Source organism: Micromonospora sp. CA-111912, assembly GCF_050948415.1.
Taxonomy (GTDB): Bacteria; Actinomycetota; Actinomycetes; order Mycobacteriales; family Micromonosporaceae; genus Micromonospora.
Window position 1 is genome coordinate 3,804,860 of the sequence record NZ_CP192007.1, and the last position, 25,789, is coordinate 3,830,648.

The 25,789-nt window shown below is 76.4% G+C and carries 12 protein-coding genes and 1 pseudogene; 1 reads left to right on the top strand and 12 read right to left on the bottom strand.

Annotated features, from left to right (window positions below; all coding sequences use genetic code 11):
* Positions 1 to 301: 301 nt before the first annotated feature.
* The 12 genes and pseudogenes from ACQPZO_RS15760 to ACQPZO_RS15815 all read right to left on the bottom strand — a co-directional run.
* Positions 302 to 3,439: pseudogene (locus ACQPZO_RS15760) on the bottom strand (amino acid adenylation domain-containing protein); the annotation flags it as partial.
* Positions 3,436 to 4,455, bottom strand: a complete 1,020-nt coding sequence (locus tag ACQPZO_RS15765; RefSeq protein ID WP_433341754.1) for a TauD/TfdA family dioxygenase — start codon at positions 4,453 to 4,455, stop codon at positions 3,436 to 3,438. The gene ACQPZO_RS15765 and the pseudogene ACQPZO_RS15760, both read right to left, overlap by 4 nt.
* Complete coding sequence (locus ACQPZO_RS15770; RefSeq protein ID WP_433341756.1) at positions 4,452 to 5,537, bottom strand: TauD/TfdA family dioxygenase; 1,086 nt, start codon at positions 5,535 to 5,537, stop codon at positions 4,452 to 4,454. Before ACQPZO_RS15770 ends, ACQPZO_RS15765 begins: the two co-directional genes overlap by 4 nt.
* Positions 5,534 to 8,911: an amino acid adenylation domain-containing protein gene (locus tag ACQPZO_RS15775; RefSeq protein ID WP_433341758.1), complete on the bottom strand. Its 3,378-nt coding sequence runs from the start codon at positions 8,909 to 8,911 to the stop codon at positions 5,534 to 5,536. Before ACQPZO_RS15775 ends, ACQPZO_RS15770 begins: the two co-directional genes overlap by 4 nt.
* Before the next feature lie 523 nt (positions 8,912 to 9,434).
* Complete coding sequence (locus ACQPZO_RS15780; protein WP_433341760.1) at positions 9,435 to 10,010, bottom strand: GNAT family N-acetyltransferase; 576 nt, start codon at positions 10,008 to 10,010, stop codon at positions 9,435 to 9,437.
* Between the two features lie 118 nt (positions 10,011 to 10,128).
* Positions 10,129 to 10,542, bottom strand: a complete 414-nt coding sequence (locus ACQPZO_RS15785; RefSeq protein WP_433341762.1) for a type II toxin-antitoxin system Phd/YefM family antitoxin — start codon at positions 10,540 to 10,542, stop codon at positions 10,129 to 10,131.
* 68 nt (positions 10,543 to 10,610) lie between these two features.
* Positions 10,611 to 10,781: a hypothetical protein gene (locus ACQPZO_RS15790; RefSeq protein WP_433341764.1), complete on the bottom strand. Its 171-nt coding sequence runs from the start codon at positions 10,779 to 10,781 to the stop codon at positions 10,611 to 10,613.
* Positions 10,782 to 10,917: 136 nt separating this feature from the next.
* The gene (locus ACQPZO_RS15795; RefSeq protein WP_433341766.1) at positions 10,918 to 11,130 is read right to left on the bottom strand and encodes an MbtH family protein; all 213 of its coding nucleotides are present in this window, start codon (positions 11,128 to 11,130) and stop codon (positions 10,918 to 10,920) included.
* 114 nt (positions 11,131 to 11,244) lie between these two features.
* Entirely contained in the window at positions 11,245 to 11,562 is a 318-nt protein-coding gene (locus tag ACQPZO_RS15800) for a hypothetical protein (RefSeq protein ID WP_433341768.1), read from the bottom strand.
* Positions 11,563 to 12,149: 587 nt separating this feature from the next.
* The gene (locus ACQPZO_RS15805) at positions 12,150 to 23,234 is read right to left on the bottom strand and encodes an amino acid adenylation domain-containing protein (protein WP_433341770.1); all 11,085 of its coding nucleotides are present in this window, start codon (positions 23,232 to 23,234) and stop codon (positions 12,150 to 12,152) included.
* Entirely contained in the window at positions 23,231 to 24,493 is a 1,263-nt protein-coding gene (locus tag ACQPZO_RS15810) for an MFS transporter (protein WP_433341772.1), read from the bottom strand. Before ACQPZO_RS15810 ends, ACQPZO_RS15805 begins: the two co-directional genes overlap by 4 nt.
* A gap of 94 nt (positions 24,494 to 24,587) precedes the next feature.
* A complete protein-coding gene (locus ACQPZO_RS15815) occupies positions 24,588 to 25,133 on the bottom strand; it encodes an RNA 2'-phosphotransferase (protein ID WP_433341774.1) in 546 nt (181 codons plus the stop codon).
* A 113-nt stretch (positions 25,134 to 25,246) separates the two neighbouring features.
* Between ACQPZO_RS15815 and smpB the strand changes: the two genes are divergently transcribed.
* Positions 25,247 to 25,735, top strand: a complete 489-nt coding sequence (gene smpB / locus ACQPZO_RS15820) for an SsrA-binding protein SmpB (protein ID WP_433341776.1) — start codon at positions 25,247 to 25,249, stop codon at positions 25,733 to 25,735.
* The last annotated feature ends 54 nt before the right edge of the window (positions 25,736 to 25,789 follow it).

Below are 25,789 nucleotides of genomic sequence, written 5' to 3' on the forward strand. Positions count from 1 at the left end.
CCCGGTCGAGCTTGCCGTTGCGGGTCAGCGGCAACGCGTCGAGGACCACCACGGCGGCCGGGACCAGGTGCACCGGCAGCCGGTCGGCCAGCCACCCGGCGAGCCGGTCCGCCAGCGGCTCGATGTTGGCCGGTTCGGGGGCGGTGACCACCGGGCGGGGATCGTCGGCGTACTCGGGACGCACGGCGTGCAGCGTGTACCGGTCGGTGCCGACGAGCAGGTCGTCCTGGCGGGTGACCACGTCGAAGCCGCGGTCCTCGAAGAAGGCGATCAGCTCGTCGAGGCGGCCCTCGGTGGCGGTGCCGACGCCGTCGTGCACCTCCATCGCGACCTGGGCGACCAGCGGCCAGTGCCGATCGTGCAGGCCGGCGAGCACGTCCGCCTCGGCCCGCTGCACGTCGATCTTCAGCAGGTCGATGCGCTCGGGGGCCACCTCGTCGATCACGTCGGACAGCGGCCGGACGTCCACGGTCAGCGTGTCACCGGCGAACCGCTCCTGGAGCAACTCGTCGACCCGGTCGAGCAGGGCGTCCCGGCCGGCCTCGCCCCGGTCCCGCTCGTTGGTGAGGAACCGCTTGATGACGGCCCGCTCGGCGTCCGGGTCGGCGTACTCGGCGTTTCCGGACATCATGGCGTAGCCGGGGTAGTAGGTGAAGCTCACCTGCCCGGGGCTGGCGGCGAGCCCGTACGGGTGCACGGTGGCCGGGACGCCGAAGGCGGCCACGTTGCGGCGCAGCGCGTCGGACACCGACGGCACCGGCTCGAACGCGTGGATGGTGGCGTCCGGGCAGACGGCGTGCGCGAACAGGGAGAACATGCCGATGTTCGCGCCGACGTCGAAGATCGTGGCACCCTGGCGCAGCACCACCCCGTCGCGCAGGTAGACCTGCTGGACGAAGATCTCGTCGTACAGGTAGCGGGTCTCGTGCGGGTTGATCCCGACGACCCGGTCCACGTCGACCGTCGCGCCCGCCTCGGCCGGGGTGACGTAGCCGACCAGCCGGGCGCCGTGCCCGTCGTCGTCGCGGGCCACCACGGCGGCGTCGGCGACCCCCGGGTGCTGGCGCAGGGCGGCGGCGACCTCCCCCGGTTCGATCCGGAAGCCGTTGACCTTGACCTGGTCGTCGAGCCGGCCCAGGTACGCCAGCCGCCCGTCGGCGTCGAAGCGCACCCGGTCGCCGGTGCGGTAGACCCGCTCGGCGCACCCCGACGGCAGGGTCACCGTGACGAACCGGCGGTTGGTGGTCTCCGGGTCACCGAGGTAGCCGTCGGCGAGCTGGGGGCCGCTGAGGCACAGCTCGGCGGCCACCCCGGGCGGCACCGGGCGGAGCTGCCCGTCGAGCACCCACGCCCCCACCCCGGGCAGCGGCCGGCCGATGGTCGGCGCGGCCCCGGCGGTGATCTCGGCGGCGGTGGCGTCCACCGTGCACTCGGTCGGGCCGTACAGGTTGACCGCGCGCACCCCGGGCAGCCCGGCGAGGGCGTCCCACAGGTCGGGTGCGATCGCCTCGCCGCCGAGCAGCAGCAGCCCCGGCAGCCGGGTCCGGCCCGTGGCCACCCCGTCGGCGGCGAGCAGGATGCGAAGCTGCGACGGGGTCAGGTCGAGCACGTCGACCTCGTTGGTGGCGAGCACGGCGGCCAGCTCGGCGCCGTCGCGGCGGGCCTCCTCCGGCACCAGGTACAGGGTTCGGCCGTTGCCGAGCTGGACGAGCTGCTTGATCGAGGCGTCGAAGGTCAGCGGGGCGTTCACCGCGACCCGGGCCCCGGCCGGGGTGCCGGCGTGCACGGTGCGTTCCAGGGCGTGCGCCAGGTGGGCGGCGGCGCCGTGCGAGACCTGCACGGGGCGCGGGGCCCCGGTGGAGCCGGAGGTGAAGATGACGTACGCCGGGTCGGCCGGCCGGGGGGCGGGCACTGCGGCGGTGGCGGCGGTGGCGGCCAGCTCGGCGACGCCCACGGCCGGCACGTCCCCGACGGCCCGGTCGCCCAGCACCAGGCCGGCGTCGACCGCGCGGACCAGGCCGGCGAGCCGCTGTGCCGGGGCGGCCGGGTCCAGCGGCACGTACACCGCGCCGGCCCGCAGCACGCCGAGGAACCCGACGACGGTGTCCCGGGACCGGGTGACCAGCACGCCGACCCGCCGGCCGCCGTGCAGGCCACGCTCGACCAGGCCGGCGGCGACCCCGGCGGACAGTTCGCGCAGCTCCCCGAAGGTGTACGCCCCGTCGGCGGCGACCACCGCCTCGGCGTCCGGGTCGGCGGCGGCGAGCCCGTCGTCGAGCAGCTCCGCGAGGGTGCGGGTGGGCGCGTCGGACGCGCTGCCGGCGGCCTCGACCAGCCAGCCCGCCTCGGCCGCGCCGAGCAGGGCCAGCGGGGTGCCGTCGGTCAGTGCACCGGGCAGCGTGCCGAGGACGGCGAGCAGCCCGTCGCGCAGCGCCCGGCCGCCGGTCACCCGCAGGGTCACCGCGTCCGGGCCGCACACGGCGGTCAGGTGCGGGCCGGCGGGCGGCGGCGGGACGGCGACGTCCACGGCGATGGCGCCGAGGCCGGCCAGGGTCGACGGGGCGACTGCCGGCACGGCGGCGAAGCCGGCCACCGCGTCGGAGTCGACGCCGACCGGCTCCAGCAGGTGGAACGCCTCCTCGGCCGGGCGCTCCGCGACGCGTACCTCGTCGAGGAGCTGCTTGGGCGCGGCCGGCAGGGGCAGGCCGAGCCGGACCGGCGCGTAGCCGCCCAGCGGCCCGACCACGGCGGCGGTCCCGTCGGCGTGCCGGCCGTCGGTCCACCGGGCGAGCACCAGCTCGGCGTCGTCGGCCCCGGCGGGCGGCTCGGCCCGGCGGGACAGGGTCAGCGCCCACGCGGCGAGCAGCAGGCTGGGCACGCCCACCCCGGCGGCCTCGGCGGCGGCGGCCAGCGGGCCGAGCGGCACGTCCGCCTCCGCCGGCCCGTCGTCGGCGTCGCCGTGCGGGGCGACCAGCCGGGCGGCCGGCGCGGCGGGGACCGCCGACGGCTGCGCCTCCTGGCGCTCGCCGAGCTGCCACTCGGAGACGTCGAGGAACTGCAACCCGTCCGGGTCGTCGGCGAGGCCCTGCCCGGCGTACGCGGCGGCCAGGTCGGCCAGCACCAGCCGCAGGCTCGCCGGGTCGGCGAGCAGCGGGGTGGCGGCCAGCTCCAGGGTGTCGTCGGTGAGGGTCACCGACAGCTCGCCGGTCGCGCCGACGGTGACCGAGCGGGCGTCGTCGACGTCCTGCAACGGCACCCGCAGGCCGGGGTGGTGCACCAGGGTCAGCCGCAGCGCCTCGTGCCGGGCGACCACCGTGTCCACGGCGGCCTGCAGGCGCGCGGCGTCCAGCGGCCGGTCCAGGCGGACCTGGGCCCGGACCAGCTCCCGCGCTCCTGTGTAGGCGAGCCGCTGGACCGGGGAGAGTCGGTAACCGTTCACACCACGCTCCGGTTGACGTAGAGGTCGGACATGGCGACCAGGATCTGCCGGTCGCCGGAGAAGGGCTCCCGGCCGTGGGTGGCGAGGAAGTTGTCCACCACCAGCACGTCGCCGCGCTGCCACGGGACGGAGACGGCGTGCTCGCGGTACAGGTCGCGGATGCCGGCGACCACCTCGTCGTCGATCGGGCTGCCGTCGCCGTGGTACGCGTTGCGGGGCAACCCCTCCGGGCCGTACTCGCGCAGCAGGGCGGCGGCGACCTCGGCCGGCAGGTTCGAGGAGTGGAACAGGTGGGCGTGGTTGAACCACACGGTCTCGCCGGTGCGCGGGTGGGTGGCGGTGGCCTGCCGGCGGGCGCGGGTGCGCAGCCCGTCGTCGCCGAGCCAGGTGAACTCGGTCGCCGACGCGGCGCAGTACGCCTGCACCTCGGCCCGGTCGGTGGTCTGGAACGCCTCCTGCCAGGGCAGGTCCAGGTGCGGGCCGTAGTTGCGTACGTAGCACAGGCCGTCGCGGGTGAACCGCTCGCGCACCTGCGCCGGGATCCGTGGGGTCACCACACGCTCGCTGGCCAGCGGGGTGGCCCCGCCGTCGCCGGTGGCCGGTTGGGCGCACCAGAAGTACAGGTGGGTGGGCCAGTTGTGCGAGTACGACATCTCGTGGTGCAGCGGAATCCACTGTTCAGCGTTGAACTCGGTGGAGGTGAACACCCGGTCGGCGACCTCGTTGCGGGGGGCGGCCCGCTCCAGGTAGCCGAGCAGGTCCGGGGTGACGGCGCGGGCGGCGCGGCTGAAGTCGTCGGGGCTGCCCACCTCGAAGCCGCGGAAGAAGACCGCGCCGTACGAGTCGAGGTCGCGCAGCAGCTCGTCGTGACGCCCGGCGAGCCAGCCGGCGAGGTCGAGGTCCGGCACGGTGGCCTCGACCAGCAGCACGAACGTGTCGTCGACCAGCACCCGGCGGGTGACCGGCGCGGTGGCGGCGGAGGTCGCGCCGCGGCGGCGCGGTCCCGGCCCGCTCACGACCGGTCCCCCGTCGTCGCCGTGCCCGCCGGCACGGGCGCGGCCCCCGTGGCCGACGCGGCCTCGGGGGCGGCGTACGGGTCGGACATCGCGGTGAGGATCCGCCGGGGCGGCGTGAACGGCTCCCTGGCGTGCGCGGCGAGCATGTTCTCCACCAGCAGCACGTCCCCGCGCCGCCAGGGGAACGACCGGGTCTCGGCCGCGTACGCGGCGCGCAGCTCGGCGAGCACGTCGTCGCCGATCGGGGTGCCGTCGCCGTACGCGGTCTGGTAGGGCAGGTCCTCCTCGGCGAGCGCCCGGCGCAGCCCGGCGCTCACCTCCTCCGGCAGGGAGGTGACGTGGAAGAACAGCGCGTGGTTGAACCAGGTGCGCTCCCCGGTGACCGGGTGCTCGCGCACCGCCGGGCGGACCTGCCGGGTGCGTAGCTGCTCGTCGCCGACCCACTGCACCTCGATCGCCGACCGGGCGCAGTACGCCTCCACCTCGGCGCGGCTGTCGGTCTGGAACGCGGTCTGCCAGGACAGGCTGATCCCGGGCAGGTAGTTGCGCTGGTAGCCGACCCCGCCCCGGCGCTCGAACTCCGCGACGGTGGCCGGGCTCAGCCGGGCCAGCACCCGCCGGCTGTCCGCCAGCGGGGTGCGCCCGCCCGCGGCCGGCTCGGTCTCGCAGAAGAACACGATCCGCAGCGGCCAGTTCAGCGTGTACGACTGCTCGTTGTGCAGCACGATCGGCTGGTCGGCGGGGTGCTCGGTGGAGGTGTACACGCCCTCGGTCACCTCGCTGCGCGGCGAGGAGCGTTCGCCGTAGCTGAGCACGTCGCCGGAGAGGGCAGCCATCGCGGTGCGGAAGTCGGCGGCGTCGGCCACGGCGAAGCCCCGGAACAGGACGGCGGCGTGCCGCCGGGCCAGCTCGTCGACGGTGGCCCGGTTGCCGGCCAGCCAGGTCGCCAGGTCCAGGTCGGGCAGGTTGGCCTGGACGAGGACCGGCAGCGGCCCGCCGGGCCAGTCGGGACGCACGTCGACCACGGCTCGTTCCCGGTTGCGACGCGGGATCACCGGCGCCACCCGGATCTGCTCAGTCATCTCTCGTTCCCCCAGGGGTCGTCGACGCACTCGGCGAGGCTGCGCTGCGGGTCGGTGGCCGCCCGGCGCAGCACCTCGGTGAAGCGGCGGTGCCACGCGGTGACGCGCCCGCCGTCGAACAGGTCGGTGCGGTAGGTCCAGAGCGCTTCCAGGTCGCCCCGGCGCTCGTCCAGCCAGAGGGTCAGGTCCAGCCGGGCGGCGTCCGGCGCGAGTTCCACCCCGGCGAAGTCCAGCCCCCAGGAGCCGCGCCAGGTCGCCGCCGGGGCGTTCTGCACGCCGAAGGCGACCTGGACGAGAGGGCTGCGGTGCGGGTGGCGGGCCGGTCGCAGCCGCTCCACCACGGCGTCGAACGGCACGTCCTGGCGGGCGGCGGCGGACAGGGCGGCGTCGCGGGCCTCGGCGAGCAGGTCGGCGAAGGACCGGCCCGGCGCGGGACGCAGCCGCAGCGGCATGGTGTTGACGAAGCAGCCGATGCTCTCCTCGGCCGGCACGCTGGTCCGGCCGGCGAAGGCCGTGCCGACGAGCAGGTCGGTGCGCCCGGTCCTCGCGCCGAGCAGGGTGGCGAAGGCGGCCAGGCCGACCATGTAGAGGCTGGCCCGGTGCGCCCGGGCGAGCCGCCGGACGGCGTCGGCGGTGTCGGGGTCGACCGGAACGCGCAGGCTGGCCCCGTCGGGCCGGTCCGTGGCCCCGGCTCCCCGCCCCGAGGTCGGGCCCTCGGCCGGCCCTACGGTCGGGCCCTCGATCGGCCGCGCGGTCGGGCCCTCGGCCGGGCGGGCGGTCAGGCCCTCGGCCGGGCGGGCGGCGTCGGGGGTGGCCGGGCGGGCGGCGAGGTCGAGCAGGGTGGGCGCGCCGTGCAGCCCGGCGACGACCTCGTCGAGGGCCCGGCGGCCGGCCGGACCGGCCAGCCAGTCCCGCTGCGCCAGCGCGAAACCGGCCGGGCCGGGCGCCGGGTGGGCGGCCCACGGCGGCCGGGGCCGGGTGACCCGCACGGCCGCCTCGCGCTCGCTGTCGTAGCAGCGGCCGAGGTCGCGGACGAGGACGCTGAACGACCAGTCGTCGCAGACGATGTGGTGGGCGACCAGCAGCAGCGCGAAGCGCCGCCGCCCGTCGCCGACCAGGTGGGCGCGCAGCAGCGGCCCGGTGGCCAGGTCCATCGGGGTGCGGGCGCTGGTCGCGGCGATCCGGGCGACCCGCTCGGCCAGCGGCACCCCCGGCAGGGGCGCCTCGATGACCAGTTCCACCTGCGGGTCGTCGTGCACCCGCTGGACCGGGCCGGCCGCGGAGCCGGGGAAGACGATGCGCAGCGCGGGGTGCCGGGCGACCACCCGGCGCAGGGCCCGGGCCAGCGCCGCCCGGTCCACGGGCCCGTGCAGCTCGACCACGTAGGACACCAGGTACGAGGTGTCGGTGGGGTCGAGCTGGTGCAGGAACCACAGCCGGCGCTGCGCCGCCGACAGTGGTGCGTCCGCCTCCCCCGCCGCCCCGGCGGTCGGCCCGTCCATGATGGCAGCGGGCCATCCGGTGGCTGCGGGGGCAGCCCCCGTGGACGTCGTCATGTCCTCTGCAGACACCGGGCCGCCCCCCGGATCCCCCGGCGGCCGGGCGGCGAGGTGAGCGGCGAGGGCGGCCACCGTGGGGTGGTCGAAGAGCGCGGCCGGCGGCACCGGGACGCCGGTGACGGCGGTGAGCCGGGCCACGCACCGCACCGCCAGCAGGGAGTCGCCGCCGAGGTCGAAGAAGTCGGCGTCCGGCCCGGTGACCGGCACACCGAGCACGTCACGCCACACGGCGGCCACCTCGCCGGCCGGGCCGGCGTCGAGATCGGCCGTGGCGGGAGCGGCGTCGGGATCGGCCCAGGCCGGCGCGGGCAGGGCCGCCCGGTCGGTCTTGCCACTCGGCGTGGTGGGCATCCGGTCCAGCCAGACCACCACGGCCGGCACCATGGGGGCGGGCAGTCGCTCGCGCAGCCGGGCCGGCACGTCGTCGCGGCGCTGGCCGACCAGGTAGCCGACCAGCACCGGGTCGCCGCTCGGCCCGGTGCGCACCGCGGCGGCGGCCTCGCGTACGCCGGGCAGGGCGGCGAGGGCGGCGCCGACCTCGCCCAGCTCGATCCGGTGCCCGCGCAGCTTCACCTGGTCGTCGAGGCGGCCGAGGAACTCCAGTTGCCCGTCGGGGCGCAGTCGCACCCGGTCCCCGGTGCGGTACATCCGGTCGCCGGGGCGGAACGGGTCGTCGAGGAAGCGGGCCGCGGTCTCCTCGGGGCGGCCGAGGTAGCCCCGGGCCAGGCCGGCGCCGGCCAGGTGCAGCTCGCCGGGGGCGCCGGACGGAACGGGCACGCCGTCGGTGTCGAGCACGTACGTCCGGGTGTGCGGCAGCGGCCGACCGATGGGCGGCACCGTCTCGTCGGCGGCGATCTCCGCCCATGTCGAGTAGGTGGTGTCCTCGGACGGGCCGTACAGGTTGAGCAGCCGACGTACCCCCGGGCGGGCCAGGACCCGGGCGGCGAGGGCGGCGGTCAGCGGCTCGCCGGCCAGGCAGACGGTGCGCACGCCGGCCGGCAGGGCGTCGGCGGCGAGCAGCTCGCTCATCGCCGAGGGGACGGTGTTGACCAGGGTGACCGGCAGTCGGGCGGCGTCCGGCGCGGCGAGCGCGAGGACGGTGTCGACCAGCACGACCCGCCCGCCCCAGCAGAGCGGCCCGAAGATCTCGAAGATCGACAGGTCGAAGCAGACGCTGGTGGCGGCGAGCATGCCGCCGAGTTCCTCGTCGGCGAAGGCGGACCGGATCCAGTGCATCAGCACCGACGCGGAGCGGTGCTCGACGGCCACGCCCTTGGGGCGGCCGGTGGAGCCGGACGTGTAGATCACGTAGGCCAGGTCGGACGGGGCACCGCCGACGTCGGGACGGTCGGCCGGCTGGTCGGCGAGGTCGAGGGCGTCCAGTGGCAGCGCCGCGTCGCCGAACCGGTCGGCGAGGCCGGAGCGGGTGAGCACCACCCGGGCACCCGAGTCCTCGGTCATGAACGCCACCCGGGCCGGCGGGTACGCCGGGTCGAGCGGCACGTACGCCGCGCCGGCCTTGAGCACGGCGAGCAGCGCGACGACCAGGTCGACGTCGCGGGTGAGGCAGACGCCGACCCGGTCCTGCCCGGTGACGCCCCGAGCGAGCAGGGCCCGGGCGAGCCGGTTGGCGGACTCGTCGAGTTGACGATAGGTCAGCGAGCGGTCGCGGTGGCGCACCGCCTCCGCGTCAGGAGTCCGTTCCACCTGGGACTCGACCATCCGGTGCAGACAGTCGACGATGACCGGGGTGCCGGAGGCGCGGGGGGTGGTGGACCGGCGGACCGGTCCGGCGGACCGGACGGAGGTGGTCACTCCCGTCCGCGATTCGTCGTACGCATGCAGCCAAACACCGAACGCCCCCAAGGATCGTGACGGTACGTGTGCTTCGGATGACCCCTCGGCAGGTCAGTGCCCTGAGCCCTTCACGCTCTGCTACTTAAAGCGATCAATTGATCGCTCTCCGGTGAGAGGTTCCACGAGCATCGACGGCACTGCCAAGAGCCCTCCCGAAATACGGGACGGTGATGGCGAAACCCGGAACGGGGGCGTTCGGCCGCGCACCCGGGCCGACGATCACCCCCGAGGCGTCCACCAGCGCCGATGCCTGCCCGCGCGAGCCTTTGCCCGCCTCCGCCGGGGCCGCTCCTGTCAGGAAGACGCCATCGGCCGTGGGACCTTGATCACTCGGGCCGGCGGGGCCCCCGGGGCCGCGACCTGCGGGGAGGGAGACGACATGACGGTCACGCCGACGGGCGCGACGGGCCGACGGTCGTCCTCAGGGGATATCGGGAACCGGCGGCGCGGCGGTCGGAAACCTGTCCGGGTCCGATGCCCGTCAGGTCGCCGCCGGGGGCGGGACGGCGGTGGACGGGTTGCGCCACTCGTCGGCCAGCACCGACCAGATCTCGATGTCGATGCGCCCGGTGGGCCCTGGGTACACCTGCCGCAGGGTGCCGTCGTGGCGCATGCCGAGACGCCGGGCCGCGGCCAGGCTGCGGACGTTGTCAGCGTTGGTGCGCCACTCCACCCGGTGTATCCCCCGCTGCCCCACCGCCCAGTCGAGGACGACGCCGACCGCCCGGGTGACCAGGCCGCGTCCCTCCGCGGCCGGCTCCAGCCAACAGCCCACCTCGCACACCCCGGTCGCGATGTCGAACGCCACGAACATCACCCCGCCGACCAGCACCCCGTCGAGCCAGATCCCCCAGATGCCGCCGGCGTCGCCGGCCCACCGGTCGGCGTAGCGTTGCAGCACCGCGCGGGCCGACGGCAGGTCGGTGGCCACGAAGGACGCGCCCACCCACGGCGTGATGTGCTCCCGGGCCCGGTCCAGGTTGCGGAGGAACTCCTCGGCCCGCCACGGCTCCAGCGGGCGCAGCTCGGCGTCGGCGGTCAGGGCGCGGGCGAACACCGGGCCTCCCGGGGTCAGGGGATGTCAGGGACCCGGGTAGCAGACCACAGACTGATCGCAATCGGCCACCCCGGGGCGCGGGTTCGACGCAACCGGCCAGCTCGGGGAGCCTGGCGGGTCAGTCGCGCAGCAGGTCGGCGTGGGCGGCGCGGAGCCGGGCCAGGGCCGGGTCGCTGCCGGGGACGACCCGGCGGTCGAGCTCGGCCCAGACCTCGGCGAGCGCCGCCGTGACGGCCCGCAGCTCGGCGGCGTGTCGCCGGCTGCTCTGCCGGTGCAGCTCGTCGAGGCGGCGGGCCCAACCGGCGGTCACCGTGGCCAGCCGGTCGACGTCGGCCCGGGCCTGCGCCGCCGAGCGGGCGGCGGAGGCGGGCACGATCGCGGCGATCGGGCGGGGGTCGCCGTCGCGGGTGACCAGTGTGACCGTGTCGGTCAGCTCGGCCATCGCGATGAGCTGGGTCAGTCGGGTGCGGGCCTCGCGCAACGGCAGGGCACGCGGCGGGGTGGGCTCGTGGGCCAGGGCGTGGGCAGCCATGCCTCCATGCTGACGGCGGGGTACGACAATAAATGTTTCCGACCGTCCACGATGGCCGTCGCCGCAGGTCAGGGCTCGGCACGCATCGTCCTGATCCCGGTGCTGAACGTCGCGGTGACAGCGGAGACGGCGACCAGCGCCGGGAAGATCAGCATGGCCGTCCCGCTGGAGAACCGGGCCAGCAGCAGCCCGGCCAGCCCTGTAGCGAGGGCTGACCCGGAGCAGGTTGAACGCGCCATTGCGCCAGAGGCTCACCGGGCCCCGCGCCGTGCGGGCCGGACCGGACACGCCCCGGACCGCGTCGGCGAACGTGGACCGCCTCGCCGGCGACCGGGTGGGGGCGGCCCGGCGCGGGCCGCCCCCACGACGCGCGGGTCAGCCCTGCGCGTCGGCCATGCGCTGGCGCAGGCTCAGCGGGCGCATGTCGGTCCACACCTCGTCGATGTGGGCCAGGCACTCCTGCTTGGGCCCCTCGAAGCCGGTGGCGGTCCAGCCGGCCGGCAGGTCGCGGTCGGCGAACCAGATCGAGTACTGCTCCTCGTGGTTCACCACGACGCGGTGGGTGCGGGTGTCCTCGTCGGCGGCCATCGCCGTTCTCCTTCTCTCGGATGGTCCTCTTCGGTGGGTGCACCGGCCTGCGGCCGGGGCACGGTTCGGTGCTGGGGCGGACGCCCCGGAGGCGCGGGGGCGGCGCGTCCCGGTTCAGAGCCGGACGGGCAGGGCCTGGCGGTGGCGGTCGAGCAGCGACGGCGCCCAGCTGGCCCGGCCGTCGGCGAGGGCCGGGCGCGGCGCGGCGGCCAGTAGGTCGGTGAACGCCGGCCCAGCGGCCAGCCGGACCAGCGAGGCGCTCAGGGACGAGGTGCGCGCCCTGCCCGAAGCCGAGGCGCGGGTTGGGGTACCGGCGCAGGTCCAGCTCGTCAGGCCGGGCGAAGCGGGCCGGGTCACGGCTGGCGGCGGTGACCGGTGCGGCCGCTCCCCGGCGCGCAGCCGCTGACCGCCCCGCTCGAAGTCGGTCTGCACCTGGCACGACGTACGCGGTGCTGCGTTCGCCGGCCAGCCGGCCGAGGAACCACCTGCGGTGCTGCGCAAAGGGCGGAACGTGGTCGACGTCGGCACACTTCTCCAACTGGCGCAGTTGGCCTGCTCCTCGTGCGACAAAGGACGCGAGGCGTCCGACCAAACGGGGATTGATGTCCCCGAAATAGCAGCGAGCCGCGCATTCCAGCCCACCGGCGCAGTCGATCGGCCAGCCTGCAAAGGACATGCCAATCAATCGGAAATAGCCGCTAATCGTGAGACGCCCGATGAAAGTACGTCAGCTACGAAGCGGCCCAGCTGGAGGCTATCGGACACTTTTTGCAGGCATATGTCTGTTCCGCTGGCCTCCTAAGACCTCCTTCTCACTCCCCCAGCACCCTTACGGTCCCCCAATCGCCGGCACTCAACAGTTACCCGAACATTTGCCGGCCGGACTCATTCTGCATCTCTGCGCGTAGCCGGTCAATCCACGGACTGCTATGAACCCGATCCGCGAGCTGACAGTTGCCCGACGACCGGGCCGAATAGGGATAAACGATTGTGATCAAGGTTTTCGACGTTGCAGCAGCTCACCGGGGCGGGCCGTCACCACCCCGGGTGTCCGCGACCGCGCGGGTGAGGATGTCGACGTACCGGCGGCACCGGCCGGCGACGGTCGCCTCGTCGAACAGGTCCGTCGCATACTCGACGACACCCCGCAGACCACCGTCGGCGGGGGTGACCATCACCGCCCAGTCCCGGCGCGCGCAGTCCAGCCCCTGGTCGGTGACGTCCGTCACCAGCCCGGCCAGGCGCAGCGGCGGCATCCCCGGATTCCAGGCGAAGACCGCACCGGTCAGCGGCGGCGGATCTCCCATCCGCCAGTCCGGGTCGACGAGGGCGTGGAGGACCGGCAACGGCGCGGGCTGTTGCCGCACCGCGTCGAGGAACACCGCGTCGGTCCGGGCCGCCAGGTCGACGAGGGGCTCCCCGTCGCGCAGCCGCACCCGCAGCGGCAGGGTGCTGGCGAACAGGCCGACCACCGGCTCCAGCTCCCGCCGGGTCCGGTGGGCGTACGGGCAGAACAGCAGGACGTCCCGGGTCCCGGTCAGCTCGCCGACCAACCGCGCGTACGCGGCGGCGAGCAGCGGGAACAACGTCAGGCCCGCGTCGGCGGCGAGCCGGTCCAGCCGGCCGGTCAGCTCGGCCGGCACGTCGAAGGCGTACTCCGCCCCGCGACCTGCCGGCGTGGCCGGCCGGGGCCGGTCGGTGGGCAGCGGGACGGCCCGGGGCGCTTCGGCGAGCCGGTCCCGCCAGTGGCGCAGCACCGCCGGCGGGACCCGGGTCGCCCGCTGCCGGCGCGCGTGGTCGACGTAGCGCAGCGCCGGCGCGCGGGCGGGCGGCGCACCCGAGTAGCCCCGCCCCAGCTCGTCGAGGAGTTGGAGCATGGACCAACCGTCCCCGCACAGATGGTGCACGACCATCAGGAGGACCCAACGGTCGCCGGCCAGCCGGGCGAGGCGGGCCCGCAGCCACGGCCCGTCGGCCGGGAACGGCTCCCGGCCGGCTGCCACGCACCACGCCCGCGCCCCGGCGGGGTCGGCGGCGAGGTCGGCGACCGGCACCGGGACGGGCCGGTGGGCCAGCACCTCCTGCACCACCGCGCCGTCGCGCGCCACGACGCGGGTACGGAGGGCCTCGTGCCGGGCGACCAGGGCGTCGACCGCCGCCGCCAGGGCGGGCACGTCGAGCGGGCCGGTGAGGTCGACGCGTACCGCCATGTGCACGGCCGCAGGGTCGGGGGCCAGGCGCTGCCGGTGCCACATCAGCTCCTGCTGGTACGTCGCCGGCGCCCGGTCCCGCACCGCGACGTCACACTGCGCCAGGCCGGGGTGCGGGACCGGGGCGGCCGGACCAGCCGAGCCGCCGGGACCGGCAGGGGCGGGCGGTGGCTCGGCGGCCATCGCGCGGACGCCCGGGCTGCGCAGCACCCGGTCCACCCCGACCTCGACGCCGAGCGCCTCACGTAGCCGGTTGGCCAGGCGGACCGCGCCCAGGGAGTCACCCCCCGCGGCGAAGAAGGAGACGTCCAGCGGTACCTGGGCCACGCCCAGCTCCGCGCACCAGGCGTCGTGGACGAGCCGTTCCCTGCCCGGGCGCGGCTCCTCCCCGCCGGGCGGCTGGTCCGGCGCCGGAAGCCGGGAGACGTCGACCTTGCCGGTGTCCCCGGTGGGCAGGGCGTCCAGCACCACCCACGTCCGGGGGACGAGGTGGGCCGGCAGCCGCTCCCCCAGCTCGGCGGTCAGCCGGGCGGTCCGGGCGACGGGCAGCGCGCCGTCGTCGTCGCCGACCACGTACCCGACCAGGTACGGCTCGGCCCGGTCGTGCCGGGCGACGACGGTGGCCTGCCGTACCCCCGGCAGGAGCGCGAGCACGGCGGCGGCCTCGCCCGGCTCGACCCGGTGCCCGGCGATCTTCACCTGGTCGTCGACCCGGCCGAGGAACTCGACCGTGCCGTCGCCGCGGAGCCGGACCAGGTCCCCGGTCCGGTACATCCGGTGCCCGGGCGTCGCGGCGAACGGGTCGGGCAGGAACGCCGCCGCGGTCGCCCCGGGCCGGCCCAGATAGCCCCGGGCGAGCCCGGTGCCGCCGACGTACAGCTCGCCGGCCGCGCCCGGCGGCACCGGCGCGCCGCGCCGATCCAACACGTACAGCCTGCGGTGATCCACGGGCCGGCCGATGTCGATCGGGCCGGGGCCGTCGGCCGGCACCGGGCCGGCGGTGGTGACGACGGCGGCCTCGGTCGGGCCGTACGCGTTGAGCACCGCCGCCGGGTACCCGGCGGGCGGCCGGCGGCGCAACTGGCTCCCCCCGACCACCAGGGCCCGGACCGTCGGGGCGGGCGGCGTCGGGAGCGCGAGAACCAGCTCGGCGAGGGGCGCCGGCAGGAAGGCGACGGTGACCCCGGCTCGGCGCCACTCCGCGACCAGCCGCGCCGGGTCCGCGCGCACCCGCGACGGCACGAGGTGCAGGGTCGCACCGGCGGCGAGCGCCGGGTGGATCTCGGCGAGGTTCGCGTCGAACCCGAGGCCGAGGGCGTGCGCCACGGTGTCCGCGCCGCTGAGGGCCAGGGCGCGTGCGTGCCAGTCGACGACGTCCACGGCGGCCCGGTGCGGCACGCCCACCGCCCTGGGCCGGCCGGTCGAGCCGGAGGTGTACACGCACCAGGCGAGATGCCCGGGTCGGGCCGCGTCGACCGGGTCGGCCAGGCCCGGCTCAGCAGGCCCGTCCACCAGCACCCGGACCACCCCGGCGGAAGCCCGGGTGGGGTCGGGGACGTCGGCGGCGGTCAGCAGCAGGCGGGCGCCGCTGTCGGCGAGCAGGTCGCGCAGCCGGGCCGCCGGCAGGCCCGGGTCCAGCGGCAGGAAGGCCGCGCCGGCCATCAGCACGGCGAGCTGCGCCGCGACCATTTCCGGCCGGCGCGGTAGGAGTACGGCGACGAGGTCGTCCGGCCCGACGCCGTGCGCCGCGATCCGCCGGGCCAGGTCCCGGGCCCGGTCGCGCAGTTCCCGGTACGTCCACCGGCGCTCACCGCAGACCACGGCGAGCGCGTCGGGGGTCCGGGCGGCCTGCCGGACGAACAGGTCGTGCAGCCGGTCGGCGGCGGGTTCGGGTTGCGGCCCGACCGGGCGGGCGACCGGGTCGTCGAGCCGGTCGGCCAGCCGGGACAGCGGCAGGCCCGGCTCGCGGGTCAGCACATCCAGCAGTCGGTGGAGGTGGTCGAGCAGGCGGTCCACGGTGGCCCGGTCGAGCACCTCCGTGCGGTACTCGACGTGGCAGCGCAGCGTCCCGCCGTGCGACAGGTAGACCATCAGGTCGACCGGCGCCTTGTCCAGGCCCACCGGCAGGGGCTCGGCGGTGACGCCCGGCAGGTCGAAGACGAACGCCTCGGGGCCGCTCTCGTACTCCACGACCACGTCGAAGAGGGGGTGGCGGCCGGCCTCACGGTTCGGGGCCACCGCGCGGACCAGGGCGTCGAACGGGACCCGGTCGTGCTCGTACCCGTCGGCGGCGGTCACCCGGACCCGGGCGAGCAACTCCCGGAACGTCGGGTCGCCAGTGAGGTCCAGCCGCAGCGGGAGGGTCCGGACGAAGAACCCGATCAGGTCGGCGGTCCGCTCGTCCCGGCCGCCCGTGCCGGTGCCGATGACCAGGTCGGCCTGGCCGGTGAACCGGAACAGCAGCACCCCGAACGCGCTCAACAGGACGGTGAACGGGGTGACCCGCTCGTCCCGGCCGAACCGCCGTACCCGCTCCGCCAGCTCGGCGGGCAACTCCCGGAAGACGCTCTCCCCCGCCGCCGACGGCAGCGCCGGGCGGGTCAGGTCGGACGGGATGACGAGGGTGGGCGGGGGCGGGTCGAGTCGGTCCCGCCAGTAGGCCAGGTCCTTGTCGTCGGGCTCGCCGGCGCCGGCCGCCGCCAGCTCCGGGTAGGTGACCGGCAGCGGCGGCAGGTCGGGGGCGGCGCCGGCAGTTCGGGCCCGGTAGCAGGCCGAGACCTCCCGGGTCAGCACGGCGTACGACCCGCCGTCGGTGGCCAGGTGGTGGAACGTCAGCACCAGCACGTGGTGGACGGCGGAGAAGCGCAGCAGCGTGAAGGCGAACACCGGCCCGCGGGCCAGGTCGGACACCTGCCGGCTCCCGGCGGCCAGCGCGGCCCGGACCGTCGCGTCCTCGGCCTCGCCGGCGTGGTCGCGCACCGGGCACCGCACCGGCACCCACGCGCGTACAACCTGCCGGGGCTCCCCGTCGACCTCGGCGTAGCTGGTGCGCAGCGGGGCGTGCCGGTCGACCACGTCCTGCAACGCGCCGCGCAGCGCGGCATGGTCGAGCGGGCCGCGCAGCCGCACGGCCACCCCCTCGTGGTACGCGGGGGTGCCCGGGTGCAGCCGCTCCACCAGCCAGAGCCGGCGCTGCGCGGACGACAGCGGCGCGGTCCGAACGACCCCGTCGGCCCTGTCGACTCCGTCGGCCCCGGCGGGCGGTGGGGGCACCGGGCCGCCGGGGTCCGGTGCCGGTGCGTCGTTGCCCGCCGGTCGCTCGGTGGGGGCGGCGATCCGGCGTGGGGTGGCCCGGCGCAGCGCGTCGAGCACCGGCAGACCTGCGCGGACCGCGTCCCCCGGGAGCCCGAAGTCGACGAAGCAGGCGATCTCGTCGACGCCGGCGTCGAGCACCGCCTCGACCACCGCCCGGCAGCTTTCCGGTGACCCGATGAGCGCGCGCTCGGCGCAGTACCGCTCGTACGCCCGGGACAGCACGAACCGGACGTCGTCGTCCGGGGTGTCGGCCAGGTCGACGTTCATGCCGAGGCTGTTGACCACCTGCCCGAGCAGGCTGAACGAGGAGCGCAGGTACGCGCAGAACGGCTCGAACGCCTCGGCCCGGGCCCGCTCGGCGTCCTCGCCCAGGTAGGCGTGCAGCAGCACCACCACGCGCCCGCCGGCCGGGTCGAGCCCGTGCTCGGCCCGGGTACGCCGGTACAGGGCGACGTTCTCGGCGAGACGCGCCACATCCTGCGTCATCAAGTTGGTCACCACGCCGACGTCGCGGCGGGCGGCCTCCCGGTAGCTGTCCGGGTTGCCGACGATCGCGGTGAAAACCGGCGGCTCCGCCTGGACCGGCCGGGGAAACAGGCGTACCTCAATCTGCTCGCCGCTGCCCGACCGGGCCGGCACCGCCTCCCCGCGCCACAGCCGCCGGACGGTGTCCAGGTGCTCGTACATCACCTCCTTGTGCCGCCCGAAGTGGTCGGGCTGGAAGACGAAGTCGTTGGCGTGCCAGCCGGGTGCGCAGCCGAGCCCGATCCGGCCACCGGAGAGGTTGTCCACCATGGACCACTCCTCCGCGACCCGGACGGGATGGTGCAGGGGCAGCACGACCGACCCGGCGTTGAGCCGCACCCGCCGGGTACGCACCGCGAGGGCGGCGGCGAGCACCGACGGGTTGGGGAAGAGGCCGCCGAAGGAGTGGAAGTGCCGCTCCGGCATCCAGACGGCGTGGAAGCCGTGCGCGTCGGCGAACTCCGCAGCGTCGAGGACGACCCCGTACTTGTTGTCGGTCCGGTCCTGGTCGGGGTAGTCGCCGAAGAAGTAGAGGCTGAAGTCGGCGGTGTCCGGCGGGGTCGCCGGTGGCGCGACGGCGTCCGTGGAAGCGACGACCGGCGCGACGACCGGCACCGCGGCGGTCGGCGGGACGGCGAGGGGCGCGGCGGCGGGCGACACGGCCGACGACACGGCCGGGGTCGCCCCTGCCTGCGGGCCGTCGCCGAGCCCGGCAACAACGCCGAGCAGGGCGAGCTGCTGCTGCATCAGGTCCAGCTGCCGATGGATGATGCCGGACAGTTCGCCAGACCCCGGCCGGCCCTCGCCGGCGGCGAGGCCGACCGGAGCGGAACCGGCCAACTCCGGCCCGCCCAACTCCGGCCAGGTCGCGGGCGACCCGACCGCTGCCGGGTCCGGCCCGGGAGGCGCGGTCGCCGCCGGGTCTGTCGCCGCCCGGGCGGCGGCGGTGATCGCGGCGGCCAGGCGGCGGGGGGTGTCGACGGCGGTGAACAGGTCCCGCACCGGCACCCGGACGGCGAAGGAGCGGTCGATCTCCCGGGACATGGTGATCAGCAGGAGCGAGTCGGCGCCCAGGGCGAAGAAGCTCTGGTCCGGGTCGACCTCGGCGGCGGCCAGGCCGAGCCGCTCGGCGGTCAGCGCCCGCACCCGCTCCAGCACCGCCGACTCCGCCCCCACCGCCGGAACCGGCGCGGCGACGGACCCCACGGACGCGGCCCCGACCGACGCAGGCACGCCGGCGGCCGGCGGGTCGGCGGCGGGCGGGTCGGCGGCGGGCGAATCGGCGACGGGCGAATCGGCGGCCGGCGGGTCGACCCAGAACCGGCGGCGCTGGAACGGGTACGCGGGCAGCGTGACCCGCCTGCCGCCGTAGCCGCCCACGAGCCCCGCCCAGTCCAGCGGCGTTCCCGCGACGTGCAGCTCGGCTGCGGCCCGCCACAGTCCGGCGGCCGGGTCGAGGCCGCGGCGCTGGGACGGGACCCAGCGCGGCACCGGCCCGGCCGCCGCGGCGATGCCGGTCAGCACGCCGTCCGCGCCCGCCTCGACCACCGTCCGGCAGCCCTCGGCGGCCAGGGCGGACACGGCGTCGTGCCAGCGCACCGGCTCGCGCGCGTGCCGGCACAGGTGGTCCGCGTCGGGCCGCCAGCCGGGCGGGTGGACCCGGCCGTCGAGGGCGCTCACGACCGGCAGCCGGGTGGGCCGGAACGCGACCTCGCCGGCCAACTCCCGGAGGCGGTCCAGCACCGGCGCCACGGCCGCCGAGTGAAACGCCCGGTCGACCGGGAGCCGCCGGGTCACCACCCCGAGCCGGTCGGCCCGGGCCGCAGCGGCGTCGACCTCGGCCGGCGGGCCGGCGAGGACATGCTGGGCCGGCCCGTTGACCGCCGCCAGCTCCAGCGACGAGCCGGCCATCAGGTCGGCCACGACGGGCCGGTCGGCCAGCACCGCCAGCATCTCGCCGGGCGGCAGGCCGTCGGCCATGAGGCGGCCCCGGCAGGCGGCGAGCCGGACGGCGTCGGCGAGGGACAGCGCGCCTGCGGCGACCAGGGCGGCGTACTCGCCGACGCTGTGTCCGAGGACGTGGTCCACGGGCAGGCCCCACGACCGCCACAGCTCGGCCAGCGCCACCCCGACGACGACCAGTGCCGGCTGGGCCACGTCGGTGGGCCGGCCGGCGGGCGGGCGATCCTCGCGCAGCCGGTCGACCAGGTCGCCGCCGACCGCCTCCCGGTACGCGTCGGCGGCCTCGTCGAGCACCGCGCGGACCACCGGGAACCGCGCCGCCAGCGGGAGCAGCGCCTCGCGGACATCCCCCTGACCGGGGAACGCGAGGGCGACCGGTCCGGAGGCGTCCCCTCCGGTGTCGCCGGCGACCACCTCGGCCGGGAGACCGGCGGCGTGCCGGTCCAGGGCGTCGGCCAGCGCGGCGGTCGAGTCGCCGAGGGCGACGAGTCGGTGGCGCAGGTGACGGCGACCGGTGCCGGCGGTCAGCACCAGGTCCGCCGGCGGCAGGGCGGGGTCGGCGCGGAGCCGGTCCCGGTGGGCCAGGGCGAGCGCGGCCAGCGCGGCCGGGTCGGCGGCGGAGAGCGGGAGCAGGCCGGGGACCGGGGCGGGCCGGTCGCCGGGCCCGGTCGGCGCGGGTGGCGGCTCCTCGACGATCACGTGGGCGTTGGTGCCGCCGACGCCGAGGGCGCTGACCGCGGCCCGCCGGGGCGACCCGGTCGCCGGCCAGTCGGCCGCGACGGTGGTGACGGTGAACGGCCCGTCGGCCAGGCCCAGCGCGGGGCTCGGCCGGGTGAAGTTGATCTGCGGCGGGACGCGGCCGGAGCGGACGGTGAGCACGGCCTTGATCAGGCCGGCCATCCCGGCGCAGCTGTCCAGGTGCCCGATGTTGGCCTTCACCGAGCCGAGGTACGCCCGCGCGGGCGCGTACGCCTCGGCGAGGGCGTGGTGCTCGATCGGGTCACCGAGGGCGGTGCCGGTGCCGTGCGCCTCGACGTACCCGACGGAGGCGGCCGACACCCCCGCGTCGCGCAGGGCCCGCCGGACGACGTCCACCTGCCCGGACACCCCGGGCGCGGTGTAGCCGACCTTTCCGGCCCCGTCGTTGTTGACCGCCGAGCCGAGGAGCACCGCGTGGATGCGGTCGCCGTCGGCGAGCGCCCGGTCGAGCGGCTTGAGCACGACGGCCGCCACCCCGTTGCCGCCGACGGTGCCGTCGGCGTCGGCGTCGAAGGGCCGGCACCGCCCGGTGCCGGACAGGATCGACCCGGGGGTGTGCCGGTACCCGGTGACCTGCGGGACGTGCACCGCCACCGCGCCCGCCAGGGCGATGTCGGCGTCGCCGGCGAGCAGGGCGCGCGCCGCCAGGTGCACCGCGACCAGCGAGGTGGAGCAGGCGGTCTGCACGGTCACCGCCGGGCCGGTCAGCCCGAGCCGGTACGCGACCCGGGTGGCCAGGAAGTCGGGCTGGTTGCCCAGCGCCGCGCCGATCGTGGTGGCCGGGTCGGCCGAGCCGACCGCCTGCGGGAGCTGGTGGCGCAGGTAGGTGTGGTGCGGGTACAGGTTCATCCCGCCGCCCGCGTACACGCCGATCTGCCGCCCGTCGGTCTCACCGGGGCAGCCGGCGTCCTCGAGGGCGTGGTGGCAGGTCTCCAGGAACAGCCGGTGCTGCGGGTCCAGCAGCTCGGCCTCGCGGGGGCTGACGCCGAAGAAGCCGGCGTCGAAGCCGGTGACGTCGTCCAGGACGCCGCTGGCCGCCACGAAGCCGGGGGCGCGCGTGGCCTCCTCGGGCACCCCGGCTGCGGTGAGCTCCTGCGGGGTGAAGAAGTGGATGCTCTCCACCCCGGCGAGCAGCCGCTCCCAGTACTCGTCGACGGTGCCCGCGCCCGGGAACCGGGCGGCCATGCCGATGATCGCGACCCGTCGGTCCGCCGGGGGTGCCTGCGTCGACGCGGGGCCGACGCTCGGGCCGACGCTCGGGTCAGCGCTCGGGCCGGCGGCGAGGTGCGCGCTGAGGGCGTCGACGGTGGGGTGGGCGAACAGCGCCGGCTGCGGGACCGGGCGGCCCAGGGCCTGCTCCAGCCGGGCCCGGAACCGGACCATCTCGACGGAGCCGACGCCCAGCTCGTAGAACGGCCGGTCCGCGTCGACCGGCCGGCCGAGGACGTCGGCGAGCGCGGCACGCACGACGGTCCGTACCGCCGCCCGCCCGGGCCCGGCCGGTGACGGCCCCGTCGCCAGGCCCGCGCCCGCACCCACCGGCTCCGCGCCCGCGCCAGCCAGACCGACGACGGGGTCGGGGTCGACGACGGGACCGGGGCCGGGGCCGCCGGGCGGGAAGCCGCCGGCCAGGAACCGTCGCCGCAGCTCCGCCCGCTGGAGCTTTCCTCCGGAGGTACGCGGGAACTCCTCCTCGGGCACGGCCAGCACCCGCGCCGGGACGACCTGCCACCGGCGGGCCACCACCGCGCTGAGCGCCTCGGCCACCCGCTGCGCCGGCTCGGCAGCCTCGGGATCGGGGACGTGGAACAGCACCAGCGACTCGGTGCCGGTGCGGGCATCGGGTACGCCGACGGCGGCGACGAGCCCGGCGCGTACCCCGGCGACCCCGACGGCCACCCGCTCGATCTCGTGGCAGGGGATGTTCTGCCCGTTGAGGATCAGCAGGTCCTTGGCGCGCCCGGTGACGGTGACCGCGCCGTCGCGCAGGTAGGCCAGGTCCCCGCTCTCCAGCCAGTCGCCGTCGGGGAAGGCCGCGCGGTTGGCCTCGGGGTCGCCGAGGTAGCCGGGGGTGACCCGGGCCGAGCGGACCTGCAGCCGGCCGACCCGGCCCTCGGGGAGCACCGCGCCGTCGGCGTCGACGATGCGCAGCGTGGCCCCGGGCGCGGGCCGGCCGACGGACAGGAACTCCGTGCAGTCGGCCGGCGCGTCGTCGTCGACCCACTTCAGGTCGCCGTCGAGGCTGGCCGTGTCGACCCGCTGCCGGCAGCCGGGCGCGGTGAACGACGCGAAGGTGATCCCGGTGCAGGTCTCGGACATCCCCCAGGCGGGGGTCATGGCCGCCGCCGGCACCCCGGTCGCGGCGACGAACGCCTCGAACGTCTCCGGCAGGCACTGCTCGCCGCCGCTGACCATGCGCCGCACCCCGCCGAGGTCCCACCGTCGGCCCGGTACGCGCGCCACCGCGTCGACGACCAGCCGCAGGCCGAAGTTCGGCGCCCAGCTGTGCGTCACCCCGTACCGGCGCATGAGGTCCAGCCAGCGCGGCGGGTCCGCCAGCACCAGCCCGGTGGCGACGTGCACGGACGTGGCGCCGAGGAACACCCCGCCGAGGTGGTACAGGAGCAGGCCGGCGACGTGGTCCAGCGGCAGCCAGTTGAGCAGCACGTCGCCCGGGCGGACGTCGAGCATCTCGCGGGCGCCGACGGCGTACTCGGACAGGCCCCGGTGGGTCAACGGAATGATCTTCGGGGTGCCGGTGCTGCCCGACGACAGTTGCAGGACGGCCACCCCGGCGGGGTCGGGGGCGACGTCGGGCAGCTCCCCGGTGGTGTCCCCCGCCGCCAGCTCCGCCACGGCGAGCACCCGGCCGGCCAGCGGCAGACCGGCCAGCCCCGCCACGTCCTCGACGCCGGCGAGGACGACCGGGGCGTCGAGGGCCCGCCAGGCGTGCAGCAGCGCCGCGAGGGCGGGGCTGTCCGCGTCGTAGCCGGCCGGGGCGCCGACGGTCAGCGGCACGACGCCGCCGAGCACGCAGCCCCAGAACGCCGGCCAGTACTGCGCGCCGGAGGTGATCCGCAGGATCGCCGACGAGCCGGCGGCGACCCCCCGCGCCCGCAGGCCGGCCCGCACGACACGGGCCCGGTCGAGCAGCGTCGGATGGTCGAGGAACACGCTGCGGTCGTCCTCGTCCACCACCCGGATGCCGGCGTCGGGGAACTCCCGCGCCGCCCGCCGCAGCGCCTCGCCCAGCGTCCGGGGGTGCTCCGGGTCGGCGGGCAGGTCGCCGCCGTGGCTGACGGCGGGGCGACGGGCGGGCGGTACGGCGGTCACGGCGTCACCTCATGGGTCGCGGGGTCGACGGGCGGTTTCCGGCCGGCCGGGCGGAACGTCTGGACGAGGAGGAACGCCAGGGCAGTGGCGAAGGCCGCCCCGTGGGCCACGGCGACGACCGTGAGCGGGGCAGCCCGGTCCAGCGCGGCGGCGCAGCCGACCATGCCCAGGCCGAAGCCGGCGTTCTGCGCCGCGCTGGCAAACCCGAACAGCCGGGCGCGCCTGGCCTCGTCGACCGCCTGGAGCCGGGTGGTGTAGCTGATCTCGGCGTAGCCGTCGGCGGCACCCGCCGCCACGGTCAGCGGGATCAGCAGCCACAGGGGAGGATCGGTGAAGGCGAGCACGAAGAAGACCGACATCAGGCAGGTCGCGACGCCGAAGGAGCGCGGGGAGCCCACCCCGCCGGTGCGGGCGGCCAGCCGGGCGCACCACCGGCCGGCGACGAGGCTGCCCACCGCCCAGCAGGTCAGGAAGACTGCGGCATACCCGGCGGGCGAGTCGGGGCGGACCAGGTTGGCCTGCACCGGGATGCCCACGTTGTGCGACGCGGACCCGAACGCGTCGGCGGCGCGTACGCCGATCATCGCCACCACCACCGGCGCGACCGCCCGCAGTATCCCGAAGCCGGCCAGGGCGCGCGGCCCGACGGGCGGCGCGGTACCGGGCCCGGCGGTGGCCGGCCGGCGGGCCCGCACCCGGGCCAGCAGCCCGGCGGACAGCACGTACGTGCCGGCGTCGAGCAGGAACGCCACCTGGTAGCCGAGCTGGGCGACCAGGATTCCCGCCGAGGCGAACCCGAGCAGCATCGCCACCGACCGGGCCGCGACGAGCCGGGCGTTGGCGCGGGCCCGCCGATCGGGGCCGGCCAGCTCGGGCAGCTCGCTGCGCAGCGCGACCCCCCACAGGGTCTGCCCGCAGCCGAGCACCACGGCGAGCGCGTAGAGCATCCCGGGCCGCGCCCCGGCGGGGGCTGCGACCAGCAGCGCCAGGGTCACGGCCGACAGCACGTCGGCGCCGATCATCAGGCGGGTACGCCGGCACCGGCCGGCGAGCAGCCCGCTCACCGGTCCCATGAGGAAGCCGGCGGTCATGCGGACGGCCATGAACAGGCCGGTCTGCACGGCGGAGCCGGTGACCTCCAGCGTGAACAGGCCCAGCGCCACGAGGTTCAGGTAGCTGCCGTACGTCGACGCCGCGTGCGCGGCCACGACCAGCCGCAGGTCACGCGCCGGACGCCCCCCGTCGGCCCCATCCACCACTGAAGGTCCCCACCACTGTCGATGCCTCCGGACCGCCGATCCTGCCTGCCGGCCGGGCGACTTTCAATGGCGCTGTCGGGATTGCGGGGTGCCCCTACCGTCCCGGGGTGAGGTAGCGGGCGGGGACGGCGTCGGTCAGCCACACCCCGTTGGCGCTGCGGTGGAAGACGTGCCCGTCGCGGGCCATCGCCGCCGCGTCCACGGTGAACACCACCACGGCCCCGCCCCGCCGCGCGCCGACCCGGCGGGCGGTCTCGAGGTCCTCCGACAGGTGGACGTGGTGACGGCCGCCCCGGTGCAGCCCGGTAGCCCGGATCGGGTCGAGGGCGGCGGCACCGGTGCCGTGGTAGAGCCGGTCGGGCGGGGCCGCCGGTGGCAACCCCAGCTCGACCGGGATGGAGTGGCCCTGGTTGGCCCGGATCCGTTCGATCCCGTCGGGGCCGCGCTCCACCGCGAAGCGCTGCTTGTCGTTCTCGGCGACCACCATGTCGAGGACGTCCCGCCCCACCCGCAGGGCGGCCAGCAGGTCGTCGACCAGGACCCACCCGGCCCGGTCCGGGGTGAGGCCCAGGCGGTGCGGCTCGTGCCGCAGTGCCCGGGACATCCGCTTGCTCAACTTGACGCTGGCTCGGTGATCCATGCCGGAATTGTGGCCGGGGTCGCCGCGCCGCTCCACCCGTTTTCCACGCGACGACCGGCTGCCCGGCTGCTAGCCTCTCGCGTTGACGCGGAACCACCATCGGGAGGCCGGCCGTGCCCAGGGAGACCGGACGCACCCTCGTCGCGTCGAACAAGAAGGCCCGGCACGACTACGACATCCTCAAGACGTACGAGGCGGGGTTGGTGCTCGCCGGCACCGAGGTGAAGTCGCTGCGGGCCGGCCGGGTCTCGCTGGTCGACGCCTTCGCCCAGGAGCACGACGGCGAGCTGCTGCTGCACGGCCTGCACATCGCCGAGTACGGCTTCGGCACCTGGACCAACCACCAGCCCCGCCGCACCCGCAAGCTGCTGCTGCGCCGCGTCGAGATCGACCGGATCCTCGACCGGACGCGCGAGGGCGGGCTCACCCTCGTGCCGTTGTCGCTGTACTTCTCCGACGGCTGGGCCAAGGTCGAGCTCGCCCTGGCCAAGGGCCGTAGGTCGTACGACAAGCGGCAGGCGATCGCCGAGCGGGACGCGAAACGGGAGATCGCCCGCGAGTTCGGCCGCCGGCTCAAGGGCGCCCGCGCCCGACACGCCTGACCCGCCCCGCGTCGCCGAACGCCGCCGCCCCCGCACGGGTGGTATCAAGGACCG